This is a genomic window from Pseudomonas rhizophila, assembly GCF_003033885.1.
GTDB classification, from domain to species: Bacteria; Pseudomonadota; Gammaproteobacteria; order Pseudomonadales; family Pseudomonadaceae; genus Aquipseudomonas; species Aquipseudomonas rhizophila.
Genome location: NZ_CP024081.1, coordinates 2,278,017 through 2,300,406 on the forward strand (window position 1 = coordinate 2,278,017; position 22,390 = coordinate 2,300,406).

At 60.0% G+C, this 22,390-nt stretch carries 20 protein-coding genes; 10 read left to right on the top strand and 10 right to left on the bottom strand.

Features of this window, described 5'->3' with window-relative positions:
* Positions 1-105 precede the first annotated feature (105 nt).
* On the bottom strand, positions 106-864 hold the full coding sequence (locus CRX69_RS10565; protein ID WP_107321990.1) for an SDR family oxidoreductase: 759 nt from the start codon (positions 862-864) through the stop codon (positions 106-108).
* Between the two features lie 163 nt (positions 865-1,027).
* On the opposite strand from CRX69_RS10565, the gene CRX69_RS10570 reads away from it, so the two are divergent.
* The 4 genes from CRX69_RS10570 to groL all read left to right on the top strand — a co-directional run bounded on the left by CRX69_RS10570 (position 1,028) and on the right by groL (position 4,534).
* Entirely contained in the window at positions 1,028-1,759 is a 732-nt protein-coding gene (locus CRX69_RS10570; protein ID WP_076383714.1) for a HugZ family pyridoxamine 5'-phosphate oxidase, read from the top strand.
* Positions 1,760-1,825: 66 nt separating this feature from the next.
* Positions 1,826-2,302 (top strand): FxsA family protein, encoded by a 477-nt coding sequence (locus CRX69_RS10575; protein WP_047227002.1) that lies wholly within the window; start codon positions 1,826-1,828, stop codon positions 2,300-2,302.
* Between the two features lie 244 nt (positions 2,303-2,546).
* Positions 2,547-2,840, top strand: a complete 294-nt coding sequence (locus CRX69_RS10580) for a co-chaperone GroES (RefSeq protein ID WP_047227001.1) — start codon at positions 2,547-2,549, stop codon at positions 2,838-2,840.
* A 50-nt stretch (positions 2,841-2,890) separates the two neighbouring features.
* Positions 2,891-4,534: a chaperonin GroEL gene (groL, locus tag CRX69_RS10585; protein ID WP_047227000.1), complete on the top strand. Its 1,644-nt coding sequence runs from the start codon at positions 2,891-2,893 to the stop codon at positions 4,532-4,534.
* Positions 4,535-4,735: 201 nt separating this feature from the next.
* On the opposite strand, the gene CRX69_RS10590 is transcribed toward groL, so the two are convergent.
* Entirely contained in the window at positions 4,736-5,476 is a 741-nt protein-coding gene (locus tag CRX69_RS10590) for a phosphatase PAP2 family protein (RefSeq protein WP_107321991.1), read from the bottom strand.
* A 238-nt stretch (positions 5,477-5,714) separates the two neighbouring features.
* Here CRX69_RS10590 and colR point away from each other — a divergent pair, with 238 nt between their 5' ends.
* The 5 genes from colR to CRX69_RS10615 all read left to right on the top strand — a co-directional run bounded on the left by colR (position 5,715) and on the right by CRX69_RS10615 (position 9,414).
* Entirely contained in the window at positions 5,715-6,398 is a 684-nt protein-coding gene (gene colR, locus CRX69_RS10595; protein WP_047226998.1) for a two-component system response regulator ColR, read from the top strand.
* Entirely contained in the window at positions 6,388-7,665 is a 1,278-nt protein-coding gene (locus CRX69_RS10600; RefSeq protein WP_107321992.1) for a sensor histidine kinase, read from the top strand. Before colR ends, CRX69_RS10600 begins: the two co-directional genes overlap by 11 nt.
* A 141-nt stretch (positions 7,666-7,806) precedes the next feature.
* Complete coding sequence (locus tag CRX69_RS10605) at positions 7,807-8,475, top strand: class I SAM-dependent methyltransferase (protein ID WP_076383716.1); 669 nt, start codon at positions 7,807-7,809, stop codon at positions 8,473-8,475.
* Positions 8,476-8,479: 4 nt separating this feature from the next.
* A complete protein-coding gene (locus tag CRX69_RS10610; protein WP_047226995.1) occupies positions 8,480-9,184 on the top strand; it encodes a lipopolysaccharide kinase InaA family protein in 705 nt (234 codons plus the stop codon).
* A gap of 2 nt (positions 9,185-9,186) precedes the next feature.
* The gene (locus tag CRX69_RS10615; RefSeq protein ID WP_076383717.1) at positions 9,187-9,414 is read left to right on the top strand and encodes a hypothetical protein; all 228 of its coding nucleotides are present in this window, start codon (positions 9,187-9,189) and stop codon (positions 9,412-9,414) included.
* A 95-nt stretch (positions 9,415-9,509) separates the two neighbouring features.
* Here CRX69_RS10615 and CRX69_RS10620 read toward each other — a convergent pair whose 3' ends face one another.
* The 5 genes from CRX69_RS10620 to CRX69_RS10640 all read right to left on the bottom strand — a co-directional run bounded on the left by CRX69_RS10620 (position 9,510) and on the right by CRX69_RS10640 (position 17,453).
* Complete coding sequence (locus tag CRX69_RS10620) at positions 9,510-12,536, bottom strand: multidrug efflux RND transporter permease subunit (protein ID WP_047226993.1); 3,027 nt, start codon at positions 12,534-12,536, stop codon at positions 9,510-9,512.
* A 13-nt stretch (positions 12,537-12,549) separates the two neighbouring features.
* The gene (locus tag CRX69_RS10625) at positions 12,550-13,698 is read right to left on the bottom strand and encodes an efflux RND transporter periplasmic adaptor subunit (protein WP_047226992.1); all 1,149 of its coding nucleotides are present in this window, start codon (positions 13,696-13,698) and stop codon (positions 12,550-12,552) included.
* 133 nt (positions 13,699-13,831) lie between these two features.
* Complete coding sequence (locus tag CRX69_RS10630; protein ID WP_047226991.1) at positions 13,832-14,929, bottom strand: DUF1513 domain-containing protein; 1,098 nt, start codon at positions 14,927-14,929, stop codon at positions 13,832-13,834.
* Between the two features lie 2 nt (positions 14,930-14,931).
* Positions 14,932-15,996, bottom strand: a complete 1,065-nt coding sequence (locus CRX69_RS10635; protein ID WP_047226990.1) for an imelysin family protein — start codon at positions 15,994-15,996, stop codon at positions 14,932-14,934.
* Between the two features lie 29 nt (positions 15,997-16,025).
* Positions 16,026-17,453 (bottom strand): di-heme oxidoreductase family protein, encoded by a 1,428-nt coding sequence (locus tag CRX69_RS10640; RefSeq protein WP_047226989.1) that lies wholly within the window; start codon positions 17,451-17,453, stop codon positions 16,026-16,028.
* A 277-nt stretch (positions 17,454-17,730) separates the two neighbouring features.
* Here CRX69_RS10640 and CRX69_RS10645 point away from each other — a divergent pair, with 277 nt between their 5' ends.
* Positions 17,731-19,335 (top strand): hypothetical protein, encoded by a 1,605-nt coding sequence (locus CRX69_RS10645; RefSeq protein ID WP_107321993.1) that lies wholly within the window; start codon positions 17,731-17,733, stop codon positions 19,333-19,335.
* A 267-nt stretch (positions 19,336-19,602) separates the two neighbouring features.
* Here the strand turns inward: CRX69_RS10645 and CRX69_RS10650 are convergent, their stop codons facing one another.
* From CRX69_RS10650 to CRX69_RS10660, 3 genes are all read right to left on the bottom strand, one after another.
* Entirely contained in the window at positions 19,603-20,943 is a 1,341-nt protein-coding gene (locus CRX69_RS10650; RefSeq protein WP_047226987.1) for a sensor histidine kinase, read from the bottom strand.
* A gap of 66 nt (positions 20,944-21,009) precedes the next feature.
* Entirely contained in the window at positions 21,010-21,456 is a 447-nt protein-coding gene (locus CRX69_RS10655) for a Spy/CpxP family protein refolding chaperone (protein WP_047226986.1), read from the bottom strand.
* A 253-nt stretch (positions 21,457-21,709) separates the two neighbouring features.
* A complete protein-coding gene (locus CRX69_RS10660; protein ID WP_047226985.1) occupies positions 21,710-22,387 on the bottom strand; it encodes a response regulator transcription factor in 678 nt (225 codons plus the stop codon).
* Positions 22,388-22,390: the final 3 nt, after the last annotated feature.

The window sequence follows — 22,390 nt, forward strand, 5'->3', positions numbered from 1 at the left end:
TGGGAGCGAGCCTGCTCGCGATAGCGGTGTATCAGTCACATCAAAGTTGACTGACCCGGCGCCATCGCGAGCAGGCTCGCTCCCACAGTGGTTGTGTGTCGGTTTTTAGATCCGCAACCCGCCATCCATCTCCAGGATCCGACCGGTGTAATAGTCGTTCTCGAAGATGTACGCCGCCGAATGGGCGATCTCCTCGGGTTTGCCCATGCGCTTGAGCGGGATGCCAGAGGTCATTTTTTCCAGGGCTTCGGGTTTCATGCCCAGGGTCATTTCGGTTTCGATGAAGCCCGGCGCGATGCCGGCGACACGGATGCCGTAGCGTGCCAGTTCCTTGGCCCAGGTCACGGTGGCGGCCGCCACGCCGGCCTTGGCCGCCGAATAGTTGGTCTGGCCGACGTTGCCGGCGCGCGAGATCGACGAAATGTTGATGATCGCGCCGCTGTTCTTCAGCTCGACCATTTTCGCTGCCACTTCGCGGGTACACAGGAAGACACCCGTGAGGTTGACGTCAATCACCGCCTGCCACTGGGCCAGGCTCATTTTGCTCATTTCGCCGTCCTTGACCTTGAGCAGCAAGCCGTCGCGCAGGATCCCGGCGTTGTTGATCAAGCCGTGAATCGCGCCGAAGTCTTCGGCGACCCGGGCGACCATGTCGCTCACTTGCTCCTCATTGGCGACGTTGCACAGATAAGCCCGGGCCTCGACACCCTTGGCCGCGCAGGCGGCAACCGCCTGGTCGAGTTTTTCCTGATTGAGGTCCACCAGGGCGAGCTTGGCGCCTTTGCCGGCGAAATACTCGGCCATGGAGCGGCCCAGACCCTGGCAACCGCCGGTGATAATGATTACTTTGTCGGTGAGTTGCATTGGCATGTCCAGATTGCAGAGCGGTTGGAGGATGTCCTTTTACTGGCCTCTCGATCTGCGACGGCGTAGCCCGGTTGCACACGAGAACTGCCTAAAGGCGCGCTGGTACTTTGCTCCAGTCGCCTGACCGTTTCCAGACGGATTTGATCAAAGGAGTCATAAATTGAGCGTTGAAGCTGCCAAGCATGCACGAGAATTGCTGCTCAAGGAATACCGTGGAGTGCTCTCCACCCATTCCAAATCCATGCCCGGTTTCCCGTTCGGCTCCGTGGTGCCATATTGCCTGGACGACCAAGGCCGTCCACTGATCCTGATCAGCCGTATCGCCCAACACACCCACAACCTGCAAAAAGACCCCAAGTGTTCAATGCTCGTAGGTGAGCGGGGGGCCGAGGATGTGCAGGCCGTAGGGCGCCTGACTTATCTGGCCGAGGCGCGCAAGCTGGAAGACAACCTCGCCATCGACGCCGCCGCTGAGCGTTACTACCGTTATTTCCCGGAGTCGCAGAACTACCACAAGGCCCATGACTTCGATTTCTGGGTGCTCAACCCGGTGCGTCATCGTTACATCGGTGGCTTTGGGGCCATTCACTGGATCGACCAGATCACCCTGGCCAACCCCTTCGCCGGCAAGGCCGAAGCCAGCATGATCGACCACATGAATGCCGACCATGCCAAGGCCATCGCGCATTACGTCGAGCTGGCCGGTCTGCCCGCCACCGAACCTGCGCAACTGGCCGGTATCGACAGCGAAGGCATGCACTTGCGGATCGGTCAGGCCCTTTACTGGCTGGCGTTTCCAGCGCCTTGCAATACGCCGACACAAGTGCGCGAAGCCTTGGTTTATCTGGCTCACGCCGAGCAATGGCCAAAAAATGCTGAGGCTGACGCTTGAATTCACGAAAGGGCGACGTCATTTAGGGTTTGATAGCAAGGCATTCTTGCGTTGAGGAACCTTTTGATGCGCCCTTTTTTGTTGCTCTTTCTGCTGTTCCCGGTGTTGGAGCTGTTCGTATTCGTCAAGGTCAGCGGGGCGATCGGGTTTTTCCCGGCGCTGCTGCTGGTCATTCTCGGCTCGATGCTCGGCGTGTTCGTGCTGCGCATCGCCGGCCTCGCCACGGCTCTGCGTGCCCGTGAAAGCCTGAACCGTGGCGAGCTGCCTGCCCAGACCATGCTCGAAGGCCTGATGCTGGCCTTGGGTGGCGGTTTGTTGATCCTGCCTGGCTTCATCAGCGATGTGCTGGGCCTGGTCATGCTGCTGCCGTTCACCCGTCGGTTGCTGGCCAATAAAATGCGCCAGCGTGCCGAAGAACAGGCGATTCGCCAGCGAGCCTTCGCCGACGACCTTCAGCCCCGTGGCGGGCCGCCTCCACGAGAACCTGTGGGCCGCGAACCGGATGTGATCGAAGGCGAGTTCGAGCACCGCGATACCAAGTAAAACCAGCGACACGGCACCTTCGGGTGCCGTGTTCGTTTTCGGCTTCGTGAAGTAAAAAATTTTCTACCCGACCCTTGAAATCGGCTTGTACGCCCTTATGTATGGGTCACCGCAAGGTTTCCGGTGGCGACACTGGACAGACTTCCGCGGTTCGCTTGACGAACCGCATCCGGCTCCGCCGGCTTTTGTTAAACCCGCCGGGACTACACCGGCCGATGAAAACCAAAATTAGGAGAGATCGACAATGAAGCTTCGTCCTCTGCATGACCGCGTCGTCATCCGTCGCAGCGAAGAAGAGAAGAAAACCGCTGGCGGTATCGTCCTGCCAGGTTCGGCTGCTGAAAAAGCCAACCACGGTGAAGTTCTCGCTGTAGGCCCAGGCAAGGCTCTGGAAAACGGTGAAGTACGTGCGCTGGCCGTGAAAGTGGGTGACAAGGTTGTGTTCGGCCCTTACTCCGGCAGCAACACAGTGAAAGTCGACGGCGAAGACCTGCTGGTGATGAGCGAGAACGAAATCCTCGCTGTCCTGGAAGACTGATTCCCCCGCTCATTTTCCCGTTACTACAAAGTATTTAAGGAATATCGATCATGGCTGCTAAAGAAGTTAAATTCGGCGATTCCGCCCGCAAGAAAATGCTCGCCGGTGTCAACGTCCTGGCTGACGCAGTAAAAGCGACCCTGGGCCCTAAAGGCCGTAACGTGATCATCGAGAAGAGCTTCGGCGCTCCGACCATCACCAAGGACGGCGTTTCCGTAGCCAAGGAAATCGAGCTCAAAGACCGCTTTGAAAACATGGGCGCGCAACTGGTCAAAGACGTTGCCTCCCGTGCCAACGATGATGCTGGTGACGGCACCACCACCGCGACCGTACTGGCTCAATCGATCGTCAACGAAGGCCTCAAGGCTGTCGCTGCCGGCATGAACCCGATGGACCTCAAGCGCGGCATCGACAAGGCGACCATCGCCATCGTCAAAGAGCTTAAAGCCCTGTCCAAGCCATGCGCTGACACCAAGGCTATCGCTCAGGTCGGCACCATCTCGGCCAACTCCGACAACTCCATCGGCGACATCATTGCCGAAGCCATGGAAAAAGTCGGTAAAGAAGGCGTGATCACCGTTGAAGAAGGCTCGGGCCTGGAAAACGAACTGTCGGTTGTTGAAGGCATGCAGTTCGACCGTGGCTACCTGTCGCCGTACTTCGTCAACAAGCCGGACACCATGGTTGCCGAGCTTGAGAGCCCGCTGATCCTGCTGGTCGACAAGAAAATCTCCAACATCCGCGAAATGCTGCCAGTGCTGGAAGCCGTTGCCAAAGCCGGCCGCCCACTGCTGATCGTGGCGGAAGACGTTGAAGGCGAAGCCCTGGCGACTCTGGTTGTGAACAACATGCGCGGTATCGTTAAAGTCGCTGCCGTCAAGGCACCTGGCTTCGGCGACCGTCGCAAGGCCATGCTGCAGGACATCGCCGTACTGACCGGCGGTACCGTTATCTCCGAAGAGATCGGCCTGAGCCTGGAAAGCACCACCCTGGAGCACCTGGGTAACGCCAAGCGCGTAATCCTGTCCAAGGAAAACACCACCGTGATCGACGGTGCTGGCGTCGAGGCTGATATCCAGGCTCGCGTTACTCAGATCCGCGCACAAGTGGCCGACACTTCGTCCGACTACGACCGTGAAAAACTGCAAGAGCGTCTGGCCAAGCTGTCGGGCGGCGTTGCAGTGATCAAGGTTGGCGCCGGTTCCGAAGTTGAAATGAAAGAGAAGAAAGCCCGCGTTGAAGACGCCCTGCACGCAACCCGCGCAGCCGTCGAAGAAGGCGTGGTACCTGGCGGCGGCGTGGCACTGGTTCGTGCCCTGCAGGCCATCAGCGAGCTCAAAGGCGACAACGATGACCAGAACGTGGGCATCCAGTTGCTGCGTCGCGCTGTTGAAGCACCGCTGCGCCAGATCGTTGCCAACTCCGGCGACGAGCCAAGCGTTGTGGTCGACAAGGTCAAGCAGGGTTCGGGTAACTACGGTTACAACGCTGCGACCGGTGAATACGGCGACATGATCGAAATGGGTATCCTGGACCCAGCCAAAGTGACTCGTTCGGCTCTGCAAGCGGCTTCGTCGATTGCCAGCCTGATGATCACCACCGAGGCGATGATCGCTGAAATCAAGGAAGACGCTCCAGCTGGCGGCGGTATGCCAGACATGGGCGGCATGGGTGGCATGGGCGGCATGATGTAAGCCAGCCTTACCCCTTTACTGAAAAACCCCGTCTGCGAAAGCAGGCGGGGTTTTTTAATGCCTCGGGTTTACCCCGCTCATTGAATTTGCACCAATCCCTGTGGGAGCGAGCCTGCTCGCGATAGCGGTGTAACAGTCACCCTCAATGTTGCTGATCCGACGCTATCGCGAGCAGGCTCGCTCCCACATTCAGATTGGTGTTCAAGCATTGACGGGTTGGGTTGTCGCCGGTCTCTTCACTGTAGAGACCGGCCGGTACAGCACGTAGTAATAACACCCCAGGCAAATCAGCCAACAGAACACCGCTGTCCACGCATTGTGGGAAAAGAAATGCGCCCCTTGCATCATGCGGCTCACGGAGAACAGCGTTCCCAGGGAGGCAGCGAATATGAAGGCCAGGCGGGCCAGGCGAGGGCGGCGGTCGCGCAGTACGAAGAACAACGCGAACAGCGTAAACCCGGTGGCAGCGTGACCACCGGGCCAGCATCGGCCGGGTTTGTCAGTTGCCGGGCGTGGGCTCAGCAGTTCGCTGTAGGTTTGCTTGCCTCCGAACTCCTTCAGGCTCCAGGGGCATTGCACTGCCGTTACGGCTTTCATCGGCGTGACGAATGAAGTAGCCAGCGCCAGGGAGAGCACCAGGCAGCCCAGTTCGCGTTTGAACGGTTTGAGTCGGGTGAGGAAGAACGTGCAGATGAACCCGAGAATCGACAGCACAGAAAACGCGATGACCACCTGTTTGGCCCGGTCATGCAGAATGTCTTCCAGAAAAAAACTGTGCCGACCGATGAACCCGTCGACTGGGTCGTAGAACAGCCTGGCCAGATCCATGTCCAGCGTGGTCAGTTCCAGCAGCACCAGGATCACCGCGATTGCAGCGGGCAGGCCCAGGGCGACCCGGAAATTCAACGGCCTGGAGACGGGACGGGTGGTGGTGGAAACCATGGCAGTACCTTTGGTGGAGTGTTCTTGAGCAGCGCGTTGCGCGCAGTCTGGCCCGGGCAGCGTGGGCGAGGCGTGAATGCCGGGTGAAAAACTCGTCAATGTCCGGGCAATCCACGCGCGACCCTTGCGGGAGCGGGCTTGCTCGCTACGACCGCCGATACAACCCTAGCCGTGATTCACACTTGGCCTTAAGCTGCGCGGGCCACGATGACCGTCCACGTGCGCAGAGGAGATGCCCATGCGAATTCTGTTGGTTGAAGACAACCGTGACATCCTGGCCAATCTGGCCGATTACCTGGGGCTCAAAGGCTATACCGTCGATTGTGCCCAGGATGGTTTGTCGGGGTTACACCTGGCCGCGACCGAGCACTATGACCTGATCGTGCTCGACATCATGCTGCCGGGCATCGACGGCTACACCTTGTGCAAGCGCCTGCGCGAGGACGCCCGACGTGATACACCGGTGATCATGCTCACCGCCCGGGATCAACTGGACGATCGCCTGCAAGGGTTCAAGTCCGGCGCCGATGATTATCTGGTCAAACCTTTTGCCTTGTCGGAGCTGGCGGCGCGGATCGAAGCGGTCATGCGTCGGGCCCAGGGCGGCGGGCGGCGCGCTTTGCAGGTCGGTGACCTGAGTTACGACCTCGATACCCTGGAAGTCACCCGCGAAGGCAAACTGCTGAAGCTCAACCCTGTAGGCCTGAAGCTGCTGGCGGTCTTGATGCAGAAAAGCCCCCACGTGCTGCGCCGGGAAATCCTCGAAGAAGCCTTGTGGGGCGATGATTGCCCGGACAGCGACAGTCTGCGCAGCCATGTTCACCAATTACGTCAGGTGATCGACAAACCGTTCGACAAACCGCTGTTGCACACCGTGCATGGCGTGGGTTATCGCCTGGCCGAGGGCCGAGATGGAGTTTAAGCAGAGCCTTGCCCAACGGATCATCATCGCCTTTGCGCTGATGAGCGCGTTGGTCGCCGGTGCATTCGCCATGGGCATCGTGGCGACGGTTCACTTGGTGGAAGAAAGGCTGATTTCCGCCGGGCTTGGGGGGGACCTGCAACGCCTGCTGCTGATGGACAGCGTTTCGGACTGGAGTCATCGTCCGGAACCCGACCAGTTGTTCTATTTCAGTGGCGGCCCGGGTGACTTCGATTTGCCCAAGGATCTGCGTCACCTGGATCGCGGTTTCCACGAGGTCTTTCGCGCGCAATTGTCGTATCACGCCATGGTCGAGATTGTTGACGGTCGACACTACGTGCTACTGCAGGACCAGAGCGATTTCGAAGAGCGCGAACGGGTGCTGTTCGCCGTGGTGCTGGTGGGCTTCGTGCTCAGCCTGGCGCTGGCGGTGTTCCTGGGTTGGGTCCTGGCTCGCCGGGTGATGGCGCCGGTCGTGCGTCTGGCCCGGCAAGTGCGCCATCGCGACCAGCTCCTCGGGCTGGCCCCGCCGCTGGCCCCTGACTATGCCGCCGATGAAGTGGGTGAGCTGGCCGTGGCGTTCGACGCTACGCTGGGGCGACTGCGCCAGGCCCTGACGCGTGAGCGGTTGTTCACCAGCGACGTAAGCCATGAGTTACGCACGCCGTTGATGGTCCTGGCCAGCTCCTGTGAGCTGTTGCTGGAGAACCCGGCCCTGGATCAGCGCGGTCGCAAACAGGTCGAGCGGATCAGTCGGGCCAGTGAAGAAATGCGCGAGCTGGTGCAAACCTTCCTGATGCTCGCCAGGACCCAGCGCGAAGACAGCGGCATGTCGCCCCGGTTGACGCTAGGGCAGGTGGCCGAGGACCTCGTTGGGCTGTGGCGTGCGCCGATCGAAGCCAAGGGCCTGACCCTGATCTTCGAGCCGGGGCAAACCGCCGACATCCCGTATAACGCCACGTTCCTGACCGCCGTCATGGGTAACTTGCTGCGCAACGCCTTGCACTACACCGATCAGGGCTTCATTCGCCTCACGCTGTCCGCGACCGGCTTCGTGGTCGAGGACAGTGGCGTGGGCATTCCCGAAGAAAAACGCGAGGCGATGTTCGAACCGTTCGTGCGAGGTAACGAAAAGCGCGGCGAAGGGCTTGGGTTGGGGCTTTCATTGGTCCAGCGGATTTGCGAGAACCAGGGCTGGACCGTGAGCCTCAGCACCATGGAGCCCAATGGCTGTCATTTTGAGGTTGAATTGCATCCTCGTAGCTGAGCGCTCTGCTCAAGATTGCCTGTTGGAAATATCCTGAAAACCCTCGAGTGCCTGCATGATGAAGTTTTCACAAAGGGATGACTTGGCGTGCACATGTCCATCCCTAACGTGGGAGCCATTACCTCATGGAGGCTCTCGCCAATGTCCAACCCTATCAAGCTCGACTTTTCCGAAAAATATGACGAACAGCACGCTCATCAATACCTGAATAAACATCAGGCTGGCCTGAGTCGGCGTCTTTCCCACCGCCGTGATGAACAACTGGCACGCATGGCGTTGGCGTTGGCAGGTGATCCTGGCCTGGTGCTGGACTTGCCGTGTGGTGCCGGGCGTTTATGGTCTGTTCTGGCCGAAAAACCGAACCGGGTGATCATCGGTGCGGACAATTCCGAAGCCATGCTCAAGACTGCGTTGAACGCTCAACCCGCCGATGTCGTAAAACGGGTACAACCCTTGCACGCTTCTGCGTTCGACATTGCCTTGCCTGATAACGCCGTCGACAGCATTTTTTGCATGCGCCTGCTCCACCACATCGGTGAACCTGCGCATCGACTGGCGATTCTGCGGGAATTCGAACGTGTCACTCGTGATAGCGTGATCGTTTCATTGTGGGTCGATGGAAATTTCAAGGCCTGGAGACGTAAGCGTCTGGAGCACACGCGTGGGCAGAAAGGCTACCAGAATCGATTTGTGTTACCGGCCGCTACAGTCGAGGGTGAATTTCGACAGGCTGGTTTCCGCATTCAGGAACGACTGGACTTCCTGCCGCTCTATGCCATGTGGCGAGTTTATGTATTACGCAAGAGGTAACAGCATGGTTGTGGCAGTAGAGACAACAGCGGTCCCCCGCTGCGGCTTCGAACACTTCTGGAATCAGCAGGGTGAATGGGTGGAACAACCCAATGTGCGTCGTGGTGGTGAAAGCGGAGTGCAGCGGATCAACAACGGCGGCGATCTGCTCTATGCCAAGCGTCAGACAGGGCATATTTACCGTAGCTTGTTGCATCCGTTCGGCCGCCCAACCGTGTTACGTGAGCAAGATGCCCTGCTGGCATTGAGCCGACTCGACGTCAGCGTTCCAAAAGTCATCTTCTGTGGCGCACAGCGGGACCCGATTCACAAGTGGCGTGCGCTGCTGGTGACTCATGCGCTGGACGGTTTCGTGGAGTTGGATCACTGGTATGCCACAGGCGGGCGCGAGCGTCATGGCGAAGCGGGACATGACCGAATTCTCCAGGCATTGGCAGAGAACCTGGCTCGCATGCATAAGGGGCGTTGGCAGCATGGCTGCCTCTATACCAAGCATGTATTTGTGCGCGTGACTGGAGAGGGTGAGTCCGCTCGAGCCGAAGTGGCCCTGCTGGATTTGGAAAAGTCCCGTCAACGCCTGACTTCCCGGACCGCAGCGTCCCATGACATGAAGCAACTGCGACGCCATTCGTCGTTCAGCGATTCAGAATGGGAAAAACTCGTCTACTTTTACAAAGCGGCGTTTGGCAGCGCTATCAAAGGTTTATAGCGATGAAATTAGAAATTGCTAGAGGTTTGTTTCTCGTAGGAGCCCTGGCAGTTACCTCTATGGCGGTGGCGGTATGGGAGCAGCCCCGTTCGCAGATCCTCAGTGCTTCCCACCCGGACGCGCACTGCCCTTTGCCACGTGTGGCCAAGGCCAGCGAGGCGATCCGGCCGGATGACGATCTGTTGCTGTTCATGTTCAGTCTTTCCCAAGGCATGAGGCCCCAGAGTTGATGGACAGGAAGCCAAAATAAAGGCCTCGCGTATGCGAGGCCTTTATTTTTTGGATCGCAGCCTTCGACAGCACCTACAGGGCCAGTGGTCGCACGTTAGGGTTTGTCCGGCTTGGCCAGCAACGTATACACGCAGGGCAATACGAACAGTGTGAACAGCGTGCCAATCGACATCCCGGTGGCGATCACCAAGCCGATGTCGAAGCGGCTCACCGCCCCGGCCCCGGTAGCGAGGATCAATGGCACCATGCCAAATACCGTCGCCGCGGTGGTCATCAGTACGGGACGCAAGCGAATCGATGCGGCTTGCTCCACGGCCTCCCGTGGGGTTAGCCCCTGTTCCCTGCGCAGCTGGTTGGTGAACTCAACGATCAGGATCCCGTGCTTGCTGATCAGGCCGATCAGCGTCACCAGTCCTACCTGGGTGTAAATGTTCATGCTCGACCAGCCGAGGAACAGCGGAATCAAGGCGCCGCAAATCGACAGCGGTACCGTCACCAGAATCACCAGCGGGTCCCGGAAGCTTTCGAACTGGGCGGCCAACACCAGGAAGATGATCGCCAGCGCCAGGGCAAAGGTGACCCACAGCGCGCTACCTTCCTGGACGAACTGTCGCGAAGCCCCTGCGTAGTCGAAAGCGAACCCTACCGGAGCCTCTTCTTGGGCAATCTGGCGGACCGTCTCGATGGCCTCGCCCATACTCACGATGGGAAAACCCGAGATCGTCACCGCGTTGAGTTGCTGGAACTGATTCAACTGCCGTGGTCGCGCCCGATCGCTGACTTTGATCAGCGTCGACAGCGGCAGCAATTCACCCTGGGTATTTTTTACGTAGTAGTTGTTCAACCAGTCCGGATTGTCCCGGAACGGCCGTTCGACCTGGGCGATGACCTTGTAGCTGCGCCCTTCGATGGTAAAACGGTTGATCTCGGCTTCACCCAACAGGGTGGCGAGTGTGCCGCCCAGGTCTTGCATCGAGACGCCCATCTGGGCGGCCTTGGCACGATCGATGTCCACGACGACTTCGGGTTTGTCGAAAGCCAGGTCAACGTCCATGAACGCGAACTTGCCGGATTCCAGTGCGCGCTTTTTGACCCGCTCGGCAATCTGCAACAGCGTTGCGTAGTCCTTGGGCGAGTTGATGACGAACGCAAATGGCAAGCCTTCGCCGGTGCCAGGCAGGGAGGGCAGGTTGAAACCGAATATTTGCAGGCCGGGGATGTTCTCCAGCTTGGCCTGGACTTCAGGCAGGATTTCCATCTGGGTGCGGCTGCGTTCGTTCCAGGGTTTGAGCAGGAAGCCGCCGATGCCCGATTGCACGCCGTTGTATCCGTTGATCTGGAACGAGGAGTAGTACTCCGGGAACTCCTTGAAGATGGTGATGAAATGATCGGTGTAGGTGTTCAGGTAGTCGAGGTTGGTCGGCTGCGGGGCATTAGCCATCATGAAGATGATGCCCTGGTCTTCATCGGGGGCCAGCTCGGACTTGGTGAACATGATCAGCACCGGAATCAGCAGCAGCACGATCACCGCGAACACCAGCACCACAGGCCGGGTATTGAGCATGCCGTGAAGCATGCGCTGGTAGCGGTTTTTAAGACGTTCGAAAACCACGTCCAGTCTATGCGCCAGTCCCGAGGGGTTCTCTTCGTGACGCAACAGCAAGGCGCACATCATGGGCGAGAGGGTCAGTGCGACGATCCCGGAAATGACCACCGCGCCGGCGAGCGTCAGCGCGAACTCCTTGAACAGCGCCCCCGTGAGCCCCTCCAACAGACCGATCGGCGCGTACACCGCCGCCAGCGTGATGGTCATCGAGATCACCGGCATAGCGATCTCCCGGGCACCTTCAATTGCAGCGTCGAATGGGCTTTTGCCTTCCTCGATGTGCCGGTGGATGTTTTCCACCACCACGATCGCGTCGTCCACCACCAGACCAATTGCCAGCACCATGGCGAGCAGGGTCAGCAGATTCATCGAGTAGCCCATCAACTGCATGAAGAACATCACGCCAATCATCGACAGTGGGATGGTCACCACCGGGATGGCCACCGAACGCAGGGCGCCCAAGAACAGGAACACCACGACGATGACAATCAGCACCGCCTCGAAGAGGGTTTTGACCACCTCGTCGATGGAAGCCTGGATGAACAGGGTGGCGTCGTAGGCGATCTCGGCCTTGAGGTTGGCCGGCAGTTGGGCCTCCAGATCCGGCATGATCCTGCGCACTTCCTTGATCACGTCCAGCGGGTTCGCGCCGGGGGTGGCCTTGATGCCGATGTACACCGAGGGCGTGCCACCGAAGGAACTGATGGTGTCGTAGTTCTCGGCGCCCATCTCCACCCGGGCCACATCGCGCAACAGCACGCGGCTGTCGCCATCGGTCTTGAGCGGAATCGCCGCGAAGGCCTCGGCGGACTTGAGTTCGGTGTTGGCGTTGATACTGGTGACTACGTATTCGCCTTTCACCTCACCAGCGGCCGAGAGGAAGTTGTACTGGCGCACGGCATCGGTCACGTCGGCGGCGGTGAGGCCGAAACCGGCAAGCTTGACTGGATCCAGCCACAGGCGCATGGCGAAGACCTGGTTGCCGAGGATCTCCGCTTCGGCCATGCCCGGCAATGTCGCCAGCTTGGGCTGGACCACCCGTGACAGGTAGTCGGTGATCTGCGGGTTGTTCAGTTCCTTACTGAAAAAACTGATGTACATCAGTGCCGAGGCATCGGCGGCCTCGCGGCTGAGCACCGGGTCTTCAGCATCTTGGGGTAGCTGGTTTTTGACTTCGTTGGCCTTGGCCAGCAGCTCGGTAAAAAGTCGGTCGCTGTTGGAGCCGATGCGGGCGTAGACCGATATCACCGAGAAATTCTGACGGCTGACCGAGGTCATGTAGTCGATGCCCTCGGCGCTGGCCAGACTCTGTTGCATCGGCTGGGTGATATAGCCCTGGATGGTCTCGGCGTTGGCCCCGGGGTAGGCGGTGGTCACCGTGATCAGGGCGTTCTCCATCTGCGGGTACTGGCGCAGGGGCAGCTTGCTCCAGGCCTGGAAACCCAGTAGCACGATCAACAGGCTGACCACGGTGGCGAGCACCGGACGGCGGATGAACGGATCAGTAAAAGCCATGAGGGTTCCTTGATCAGTCCGCAGGGGGCGGGCTGTTCTGTTCGGTCAGGGTCTTGTCGTCGCTGATGGCGATGGGCGTGCCGTTATCCAGTTTGATCTGGCCGGCGATCACGACCTGTTCGCCGCTCTGCACGCCTTTGGAAACCAGCACGAGCCCGTCGCGTCGCTCACCGGTTTCGACGAATCGCCGTTCGGCGATGAGGATCGGCTGGCCCTTGTCATCTTTCTCGACGGTGCCGTCGTCGGCTTTCTTCTGCGTCACGACGTACATGGAGTTGCCGTAGAGGGTGTAGGTCACGGCGCTTTCCGGCACGACGATGGCGTTGGCCTTGTCCGGCAAGATCACCTGCAGGCTGGCGAACATGCCGGGCAACAGCCTGCCGTCGGGGTTGCCCAGGGTAGCGCGTACCAGCACGTTGCGAGTGCTGTCTTCGATCTTGGGGTTGATCGCGCTGATGGCGCCGACGAAGGTCTGGCCGGGATAGGCCGAGACACTGACGTTGACTGCCTGGCCGACCGCGAGCTTGGGTACCGCTTGCTCGGGGAGGTAGAAATCCACATAAAGGCTGCTCAGGTCCTGCAGGGTGGCGATCACCGTGCCGCTGGCCAGATAGTCGCCGACATCCACCTGGCGAATGCCGATGGTGCCGCTGAACGGCGCAACGATGTGTTTCTTGGCCAGCGAAGCCTTGAGCTGGTTGACTGTGGCCTGGTTCTTTTTCAACTGCGCCGCGAGCCGGTCGAATTCGCCCTTGGAGATCGCCTGGCTGCCCACCAGTTGCCGACCCCGGCCAAAATCCAGTTGCGACAGGTTAAGGTCGGCCACGGCGGTTTCCAGCAGCGCGCTTTCGACGTCACTGTCCAGTTGCACCAGTGGCTGGCCGGCCTTGACCTTTTGCCCCGACTGGAACTGCACCTTCTGCACCGTCCCGGCAATTTCCAGGCTCAGGTCTACGCCTTGCAGTGCGGTGAGGCTGCCGACGGTGGGCAGGCGGGTTTGCCAAGGCTGCTCGACAGCCGTGGCCACGGCGACGCTGACCGGCGGTTTGGGGGCAGAAAACATCTGGATCTGCTGGTAAACGGAGAAACCCTTGTAGCCGGCCAGTAGCAATACCACCAGCAGGACAACACCCAACATGATCAGCATGCGGCGTCGCAGCATGTTCCACTTCCTTGGAAATAAGCCGAGAGAAAATACAGACAGGCGGGCACATTACTCCGAGTACGCGACCGATTCAAAACGATGTTCATCGGTAATGTGTAAGGATTTTTCCTGAAGGCCCGCCGCCCGCTTGTCAGATCAAATGCAAATGGTTGTCCCAGAGCCCTGCGGGCAGATCCAGTGGTTTTGCAACCAGTTGTGCCTGCCGGCAATCGTAAAAGCGGCAACGGCCCTGACCCGATGTCACGACGAAACCGTCGGCCACCGCACCCACACCGGCGCAGTCTGGCAGAGGCGCATCCAGGCGTACTTCGCCGCTGTCCAGGTCCCAGATAAAAAAGCGGTTGCCACGGGGCGCTGTCAGGGCCACCAGGCGCAGGTCGCTGTGTACGGCAACGCTGGCGGTGTAATGACCCATGGCCTGCAATTGATGCTCGGCCACCGGGAATGCCTGGAACGGCTGGCCCGGACGCTTGATTGCCAACAGCTCGGAGGATTCGTGGGCATCGCCCATGAATTGCTGGCCGCAAACGATGGTGCCGTCGCTGGCGATGCCCATGTGGCGCACGCTGTTCATCGATTGGGCGAGGGTTTCCTTGCTCAGCAGTGTGCCATCGCGCTGCATCAGCACCAGGCTCGGCTCCATGGCATTGAGGTTCATCTCGACGCGGCTTTCGGCCTCGGTGCGGATGCCGCCGTTGGCGACCACCAGCGTTTCGCCGTCGGGCATCCACGACACTTGATGAGGGCCGATGCCGTGAGTCGACAGTTCGCCGCTGTGCACCAACCGTTCGCCTTCAAAACGGTACACGCCTAGCAGGCCGCGGCCTGGATCGGTCGTGTCGTTCTCGGTGGCGTACAGCCATTCGCCGCTTTTATGAATCACCGCGTGCCCATAGAAATGCCGGTTCGGCAACGAGGTGAGGGTCTGCAGCAGCGAACCGTCGCGCAGGTCGATCAGGTAGCTTTCGGTGCCTGGGCGACGAGCGACGAACAGCGCAATCGGTTTTGTCGGATGGTCAATGATGTCGTGGCAGCGCTGCTTGACCTGGGTGGCGAACACCCGGCTGCCGTCCAGTCGATAGCCCACGGCGTAGTGCTTGCCGTCGCTATCGTCCCGTGCCGAAAGCAGGAGCGGATGCTTGTCCTGTTGCTTGAACAGCGTCCAGCCGCCCAGGGTAACGGCGCCGAGCAGCAGGCTGCCCAGTGCCAGAGCCTGACGTCGAAACATGATCAGTCACCGTCGTTGGCATTGAAGCCCAATTGAATGCCCAGCGCCTTGGCCAATTCGCCTTCGTGCAGGCGATGGACAACGTTGAGGCTGTCGTACAGTTCGTTGAGTTGCTGGCGTCCGGCGTCGTCAGCGAGCATTTCGACCAGCGAGCGCTGGCTGTCGGCGAACAGTTTCAACGAGGTGTCGTAGGCCGCGTCGATCTTGTCGGCCAAGGGTTTCTGCTCGCTTGGCAACAGGCTGCGCAGGCCCTTGTTGTCCACGCCGACCCAGACGGTCCTGGCCGCGCTCAGACTGGCTTGCAGGCCTTGCAGCGACGACTGGCTGCGCCAGGCATCGGCCTGGAACGGTTGTGGTACGCCCTTGCTCTGGCGGCCCATCGGCGTGCCAAGTTTCTTCTTCAAGGTGTCCAGGGCAGTGACCTGGACCCGCAGCAAATCGGCGATCGCTTCGTGGGAATCAGCGTAGCGCTCGTTCGGAAACTTGCTCATCTGGGCGAGCATGCCGTCGTTGGTATTCCAGCGCGACAGGATATCTTCGGCCAATTGCTTCTGACGTTCGCCAATGGCGATCAGCAGCGGGCAGTACTTGGCTTTTTGCGCGCTGTCGGCCATGTCGATCCTGGCGTCGAACAGCAGGTACTCATAGGCGGAGAGGCCTTGGACCACAACGCTGGACTTGGCCAGACCGGCAACGTCGATCTGCGGCTGGTTATTGACCAGTTGCTCGACCTGACGGCCCACCAGGTTTTTCTTGTCCGGCCAGAACTGCACCTGCCAGGCGCGATTGCCCTCGGCCAACGGGCCGATCAGCAGTGGTTGCAACTCGGCCCAGGCTTTTTGTGCCTTGAGAAAGTCGGCGCGGGCGGTCTCCAGGTTTTCCTTGCCCTGGCAGAAGGCCAGGGCGCTGGTTGCCAGTTGCCGGTCAGCCTCGACCCAGCGGCTGTAGGTGGGCAGGATCACTTGCTTGGCGATGGCCGCTGAGGTGACCGCTTGCGGATCCTGGGGCGAGCATGCGCCGAGGACGATGGCGGCGAGGCTGGTAAACAACAGCTTGGGACGGAACATGTCGGGCTCCCGTTTTTCGGAGAATGCGATTAAAGGGAATTCAGGAACGCCAGCAACGCAGCGCGTTGCTCGGCATTGAACGCTAGAACTTGTCGCTGCGCCGCTTGCGCTTCGCCGCCATGCCATAGCACGGCTTCGAGCAGGTTGCGCGCGCGACCGTCGTGCAAGAACTGGGTGTGACCACCGACGGCTTCGGTCAGACCGATGCCCCACAGCGGTGGGGTCCGCCAGTCGCGGCCGCTGGCCTTGAATTCGCTGCGGTTGTCGGCCAGGCCTTCGCCCATGTCGTGCAACAGCAGATCGGTGTAGGGGCGAATGACCTGATTCGCCAGTTCCGGTTCGGCAGCGTTGGCGGACGTGGTGTACTTCGGGGTGTGGCACGACTGGCAGCCGGCCTGGAAAAACAGATTCTTGCCGGCCAGCACCTGAGGCGAGTTCACATCGCGACGGGCCGGTACGGCGAGGTTGCGGCTGTAGAACAGCACCAGGCGCAGAATGTTGTCGCTGACTTCCGGCTCGCCATCGGCGCCGTTGCCGTTCGGGGCGCGCTTGCAGTCGACCTGGGCCTGGGTGCAATCGTCGAAGGGGCGCAGGCTTGTCGTCAGGCCCATGTCACCGGAGAAGGCGTGGACGTTCTGCTGATTGAGGTTCGGCTGGCCGGCCTTCCAGCCGAAACGCCCCAATACGGTCTTGTGCTGGACATCGTCCCAGACCTGGTTCGGCCGGCCGACGATACCGTTGTTCTCCCGTGCCTGGGCTTGGGCATTGGCCAGGATAGCTTCATCGGGAATGGCTTCGAGCAGCCCCAGGCCGATCATCGGCGGTGCGACGCGGGCCGAAAAGCGTGTGTCGGGGTGCATCGGGCCATAGCCCAGTTGGGTGATCTGCAGTTGCGGCTTGCGCAGTTCTACGACGGTGCCGTCGTCGAAGCGCACCGGGACTGGCGTGTAATCGACCCGCACCTTGCCTTCGGGGACAACGCCGGGCACGGACATGTCCTGCAATTGCCCGCCATAGGTCGGCTCCGGCACCACCCCCAGTTGTTCAATGACCTTGGCGTAGGCCGGGGCATCGGGAATCGACAGGCGCACCAGCATCGACACCGCGCTGGCCGCGTCCGGTGCCGGCGGATGGCCGCGACCGTCCTTGACGTGACAGTTCTGGCAGGCGTTGGTATTGAACAATGGCCCCAGACCGTCCCGTGCGGTGGTGGTCGAGGGCGCGATCACCCAGGGGCTGCGGAAAAAACTGTTGCCCACGGCGAAGTCCACGCGTCGCGAAGGTGGCAGGTTGGCCGAGGGCAGGGAAAAGGCGTTCTGATCACTCTTGCGTACCGTCGCAGCGCCACCGGACCGGGCTTCGCCGGGTTCGGCCTGGGTAAAACGCGGGGCGTCATCGCAGGCACTCAGGCCCAGGGCCATGAACAGAGCGCATAAGCGAAGAGGCAACGACGGCATCGGACTTCCTGGAAGAGGAGTGAAACGAGGGCGCAAAGTCTAACAGGGCGGGGCGGTTTGAATAAGAGGGATTATCGTTTGGTTTTTGAGCATCACTTTATCCAGATTACCTGGCTGCTTTTCTAAGGCTTGGCTCCAGCGTCCAGTCGTTTTCTCCCGCCGTTCGTCGGCAATCTGCTCTGACCTGTCAATCCTGACAGTAGCCGATCTTCCTTGGCTGGAGTTTGATGGCCCAACGCCGAAAAGCCACGCTACCCTCACTCGCCAGGAAAACATGATGGATACCGAATCGTCTGTCTTGAACCATCCGTTCGAACTATTCCCTGTTTACATCCCGGGATGGAAGACGCCGGTGCTTCCGGAAGGCCTTGCGCACGGCGGCATCCCACAAAGCATTTATGACGGTCGGCCCGAGGGATTGCAATGCGTGATCTATGCATGGACCGAGCTCAAGAGCGGCTCCTGGACAATGGCGGTCCTTGATCGAGTTGACTTGTATGTCAATGGCGAGCTCTCGGGGGCAGGCTTTACCGTCCAGCCGGGAGAGGAAAGTAAGGAGTACTTTCTCCTGGACCTTCCCCAGGGAAAACTGAGAGAAGGGGTCAACAGGCTGCATTACACAATAACCCGTCTCAGCGAAAATCCCGGTATTTCCAATGATTTGAATGTGCTGTACCACTTGCGGGCCCCCGGTGAGCCGGCACCTCAGGGCCTGGATCTGGTGATCCCGCCGGATGTGCTCGGTGATGGGGTCAGCGCCGAGCGGGCGGCGCAGGGTGTGGCGTTTGGTTTTACCTATTCCTATCCGCGAGATTACGACAGCATCAGATTTTTAGTGGGCAATGTGACCGTTCCTGTTGACGGATTTGATGCCGCCAGACCGGTGACGCATACCCTGTTTACCGACACATTCAGACAGGCAGGGGACAACCCCAATACAGCGCTCCAGTTCACGGTGACTGACCAGTTGGGCAACTCCAACCGGTCGTTGATCAAGTACTTGGATATCCATTTGGACCGCGTGCTGATTGCTCCTACTCTTATCCATGTAAAAAATTCCGCCGGTGAGGAGGTTCCCGACAAAGGCGAAACAACCAGCACCACCTTGGTGCTGTCGGGTGAGGCAAGCCATGGCAAGGAGATCGAGGTCTACGATGGCAGCGGTGCTGGTGCCGTCCCCAAGGGCACAGCAACTGCCGATGCGACAACCGGCCTATGGACCAAAGAAATTACCGTCGACGTCGGCGCTCGCCGCCTGTATGCAAAGTCGCTCTACCACCCTACGAACGTCTATTCGAACGTACGTATCCTGACTGTGATACCTGAACCCCTAAGCATCGATACCAGCGACGCGATTCTCGACCAGTTAATGTTTAGAGCCGATAAGTTTCCTGAACGTCCACCAGTAGGGGCGTTCGTAGAGCGGATACCGTCGGGAGGTGTGCCTCCCTATATCTATACTTCCAGCGACCCAGAGGTGGCAGAGCTTTTTTCATCATCGCAACCACGGGTTGTATCGAAGCACTCAGGGACCGCTACGATAACCGTCCGAGATCAAATGGGTGCAAGCGTGTCTTACCAAGTCATTACTTCCAAGGTTTGGCTGCTGTTTGACTTAGGTAAAGACAATGAGTGGCAGACGTATTGGAATTGCTGGGGGGCTGCGTGGAACGCCGGGGGGACGATCCCTGACCTGGTGACTTGGGGAGCGCTTCGAACCATCCATGACGGCGACCCAGGTTTGGGGGACTTGCGTGCATGGTCTGCGGACCAGGGTCCCGGTGAAAGGACTGTGTATACAATCAACCCCACAACAGGAGTCCGAGAGCTACTGTCCCAGGATAGCGACTATGCAAGGGGATGGATGATCAAAGAGGTATGACCTTCCCTTGGCATGGATGCGACGAGACTGGCGACGCTGTTCATTTCAGGTCTGGGGCCTGTGGCAAGGGAGCTTGCTCCCGCTGGGCTGCGTAGCAGCCCTAATAAAGCAGTGAGCTCAATCCTCCTGGCCGAGTTGGCTGGTTTTGGGGGCCGCTTCGCAGCCCAACGGGGATAAATCCCCTCGCCACAGAGCCAAGTTCACTGCGCGACAGCGCAGCGTCGAAGACGCGGCGGGCACTCTCTTGCCACAAGTTAATGTTTGATTTTAGGGTTGCACCACGGCCCCCGGTACCAATGGCAGTTCCAGCGTCGCGATAAATCCGCCATCGGAATGGTTGGCCAGCACCAGCGCGCCGCCATGACGCTCGGCGGCGCGGCGGGCGATGGCCAGGCCCAGGCCATGACCTGCAGTGGTCTGGCCGGGGGCGCGGTAGAACGGTTCGCCCAACTGGCCCAGGTGTTCGGCCTCCACCCCCGGTCCGTGATCGCGCACGCTGACCATGATCCGCTCTCCTTGGCGCAGCGCGCGGACTTCGATCGGTTGACCGACCGGATTGAAGCGCTGGGCGTTGCGCAGCAGGTTATCCAGGGCCCGTTCAATCATGGTCGGCCAACCTTTGAGGGTCAGGTTCGGTTCAACGTCCAATTGCACGCTTTGTTCTGGAGAGGCCAGCTGTGTGTCTTTTTGCAGGGTAACCAGCAGATCGTTGAGGTCCACCTCTTCAGCGCTGGCGTTGTCGGCATCGACCCGGGCCAACACCAGGATTTCGCTGATCAGCGCTTCCAGACGATCACATTCGCGGGTCAGGCGCGGCCAGAGTTTTTCACGCTCCTCGGGGCTGGCTCGTTCAGCCAATGCCAGGGCAATGCGCAGCCGGGCCAGGGGCGAGCGCAGTTCGTGGGATACATCCCGCAGTAATTGGCGCTGGCTGGCGATCAGGCTTTGCAGGCGCGCGCCCATGCGATTGAAATCGGTGGCCAGCACACCAAATTCATCCCGGCGATTGGCCAGTTTGGCGAGGCTGTTTTGCTGGTAGGTGGTCTGCCCCAAATCATGCACTGCACCGCGCAGGCGGCTCAACGGACGGGTAATGGACAGGGTCACCAACAGGCTGAACAACGTCAGCACCACCAACGCGATCCCCAGCGCACTCAGAGGCCAGAGCAGGCTGCCGCGGTGCCAGGCATCCAGTTCGGGGTGGGGTATGCGGTAGATGAACAGGTAAGTGTCGCCGGTTTTGGCGCTGGTGAACTCGTCGGTCAAGCGCCGCCAGGGCAGGCGTCGGTCGTTGTTGTTCTGTCGCGCCTCGAAGGCCTGCGCCCGACGCGGGAAAGTGCCGCGTACCACCGGGTCACCGCTCTCGTTAAGCACCTGGACGTTGATGTGATACTGATGCTTGCGCTGTTGCAGGATCTGTTCGGCGGCGTCTTCGCCCTGGCTTTCGAAGGTTTGCGTCCACTCTTCGGCCAGGGTGTTGAGGCCCGGATGGCGGCTGAGGATCCAGGCGTCCTGGTTCAGCATGTGGCCCAGCAGAATCGAAAGCCCTGCAACCAGGGCGATGGCCAGCCAGAAACTGGCCAGGATGCGCCAAAACAGTGAACGCACGATCAATCCTCGAAAACAAAGAAAGCCCAACGGCGATTGGCCGTTGGGCTGGGGTGCTTCAGCGCATTATTGCGCCTTTTGCGGTTGTTGCGCTTTCCAGGCCTTGAACTCGGCCCACTCGGCCCGACGCTCGGCCTGTTTCTTCTGAATGGCGTCAAACTCTTTTTGCTGCTCTGGCTTCAACAACCCACGGATCTGAGCGTCGACTTTTTCGTGCCGGGCGGCCATTTCATCTTTCATGGCTTTCTGATCGGCTGGCGACAGTTTGGCCAGGTACTTTTCTACCAGTTCGCGGCGCTCGTGGCGCTGTTCGCCCATGATCTTGCGGATCTGCTGGCGTTGTTCGCGGCTCAGGTCCAATTGGCTGTACGGACCTTTGTCGTGCATCTGGCCGCCATGACGCGGGCCATCCATCGGGCCCATTGGTCCCATCGGGCCGGCGCCTTCAGGCATGGCCATCGCGACGGTAGGCAGGGCAGCAGCGAACATCAGAGCGATGAGGGTCTTGCGCATGGTGTATCTCCTTGTCTCGTTCCCGGTCAGTTCCGGATGAGTTCAGGTTACGCAGATCAAGGTCAGCGGCGGTCAGGGGTGGGTAAAGCTTGGGTAAAGACGTTTTGGCGCAGGCCTGACAAATCTGCAGGACCGAGCACAAAGCCCTGTGGGAGCAAGGCTTGCCCGCCATGAAGATAACGCGGTCTCTAAAGGAACCGAGGCGCCTGCATCGCGAGCGATGCTTTGCGCCCACAGCCCAGCGGCGCAGCGCTTAAAGGCTGTAGTAATAACCCCGGCTACGCAGAGCCACGATGCGTGGGCGACCGTCGGCGTGCGGGCCGATTTTCTTGCGCAGGTTGCTTACGTGCATATCGAGGCTACGGTCGTACAGGGTCAGCTTGCGTCCCAGGGCGATCTGCGCCAGTTCCTGCTTGTCCAGTGGCTCGCCCGGCTGCTTGAGCAGCGCTTCGAGCAGACGGCTTTCGGAAACAGTGAGGGTCTGCTCCTGCTCATCGATGCTGACCACGCCACGCACCGGGCTGAAGGTCAGGTCGCCCAGTTCGATCTGGCTGGACACCGCCGTCGGATGACTGCGGCGCAAGACCGCGCGCAGGCGGGCGGTCAGTTCCCGTGGATCGCAGGGTTTTGCCAGGTAATCGTCGGCCCCCAGTTCCAGGCCCAGGATGCGATCCAGCGGTTCGCCACGGGCCGAGAGCATCAGCACCGGCAGCTCCGGATGATCGTTGCGCAACTGCTTGAGCAGTTCCAGGCCGCTGCCGTCGGGCAGCATCACATCCAGCACCACCGCCGCCGGGGCGGTTTCGGCCAAGGCCTTGCGGGCGCTATGGCCATCGTGACAGGCCCGGACCAGAAAACCTTCCTGACCCAGCCAACTGCCGAGGAGCTCACACAGCTCCTGGTCATCATCAATCAGTAACAGCTCGCTCATGAC

Excerpts from the sequence above, each read along its gene's own strand:
- CRX69_RS10635 (WP_047226990.1), bottom strand. The coding sequence starts at position 15,996 with ATGTTCCGTCCCAAGCTGTTGTTTACCAGCCTCGCCGCCATCGTCCTC.
- CRX69_RS10625 (WP_047226992.1), bottom strand. The coding sequence starts at position 13,698 with ATGCTGCGACGCCGCATGCTGATCATGTTGGGTGTTGTCCTGCTGGTG.
- CRX69_RS10655 (WP_047226986.1), bottom strand. The coding sequence starts at position 21,456 with ATGCGCAAGACCCTCATCGCTCTGATGTTCGCTGCTGCCCTGCCTACC.
- colR (WP_047226998.1), top strand. The coding sequence starts at position 5,715 with ATGCGAATTCTGTTGGTTGAAGACAACCGTGACATCCTGGCCAATCTG.
- CRX69_RS10575 (WP_047227002.1), top strand. The coding sequence starts at position 1,826 with ATGCGCCCTTTTTTGTTGCTCTTTCTGCTGTTCCCGGTGTTGGAGCTG.
- CRX69_RS10660 (WP_047226985.1), bottom strand. The coding sequence starts at position 22,387 with ATGAGCGAGCTGTTACTGATTGATGATGACCAGGAGCTGTGTGAGCTC.
- CRX69_RS10565 (WP_107321990.1), bottom strand. The coding sequence starts at position 864 with ATGCAACTCACCGACAAAGTAATCATTATCACCGGCGGTTGCCAGGGT.
- CRX69_RS10620 (WP_047226993.1), bottom strand. The coding sequence starts at position 12,536 with ATGGCTTTTACTGATCCGTTCATCCGCCGTCCGGTGCTCGCCACCGTG.
- CRX69_RS10605 (WP_076383716.1), top strand. The coding sequence starts at position 7,807 with ATGTCCAACCCTATCAAGCTCGACTTTTCCGAAAAATATGACGAACAG.
- CRX69_RS10600 (WP_107321992.1), top strand. The coding sequence starts at position 6,388 with ATGGAGTTTAAGCAGAGCCTTGCCCAACGGATCATCATCGCCTTTGCG.
- CRX69_RS10580 (WP_047227001.1), top strand. The coding sequence starts at position 2,547 with ATGAAGCTTCGTCCTCTGCATGACCGCGTCGTCATCCGTCGCAGCGAA.
- CRX69_RS10590 (WP_107321991.1), bottom strand. The coding sequence starts at position 5,476 with ATGGTTTCCACCACCACCCGTCCCGTCTCCAGGCCGTTGAATTTCCGG.
- CRX69_RS10615 (WP_076383717.1), top strand. The coding sequence starts at position 9,187 with ATGAAATTAGAAATTGCTAGAGGTTTGTTTCTCGTAGGAGCCCTGGCA.
- CRX69_RS10640 (WP_047226989.1), bottom strand. The coding sequence starts at position 17,453 with ATGCCGTCGTTGCCTCTTCGCTTATGCGCTCTGTTCATGGCCCTGGGC.
- groL (WP_047227000.1), top strand. The coding sequence starts at position 2,891 with ATGGCTGCTAAAGAAGTTAAATTCGGCGATTCCGCCCGCAAGAAAATG.
- CRX69_RS10630 (WP_047226991.1), bottom strand. The coding sequence starts at position 14,929 with ATGTTTCGACGTCAGGCTCTGGCACTGGGCAGCCTGCTGCTCGGCGCC.
- CRX69_RS10645 (WP_107321993.1), top strand. The coding sequence starts at position 17,731 with ATGGATACCGAATCGTCTGTCTTGAACCATCCGTTCGAACTATTCCCT.
- CRX69_RS10610 (WP_047226995.1), top strand. The coding sequence starts at position 8,480 with ATGGTTGTGGCAGTAGAGACAACAGCGGTCCCCCGCTGCGGCTTCGAA.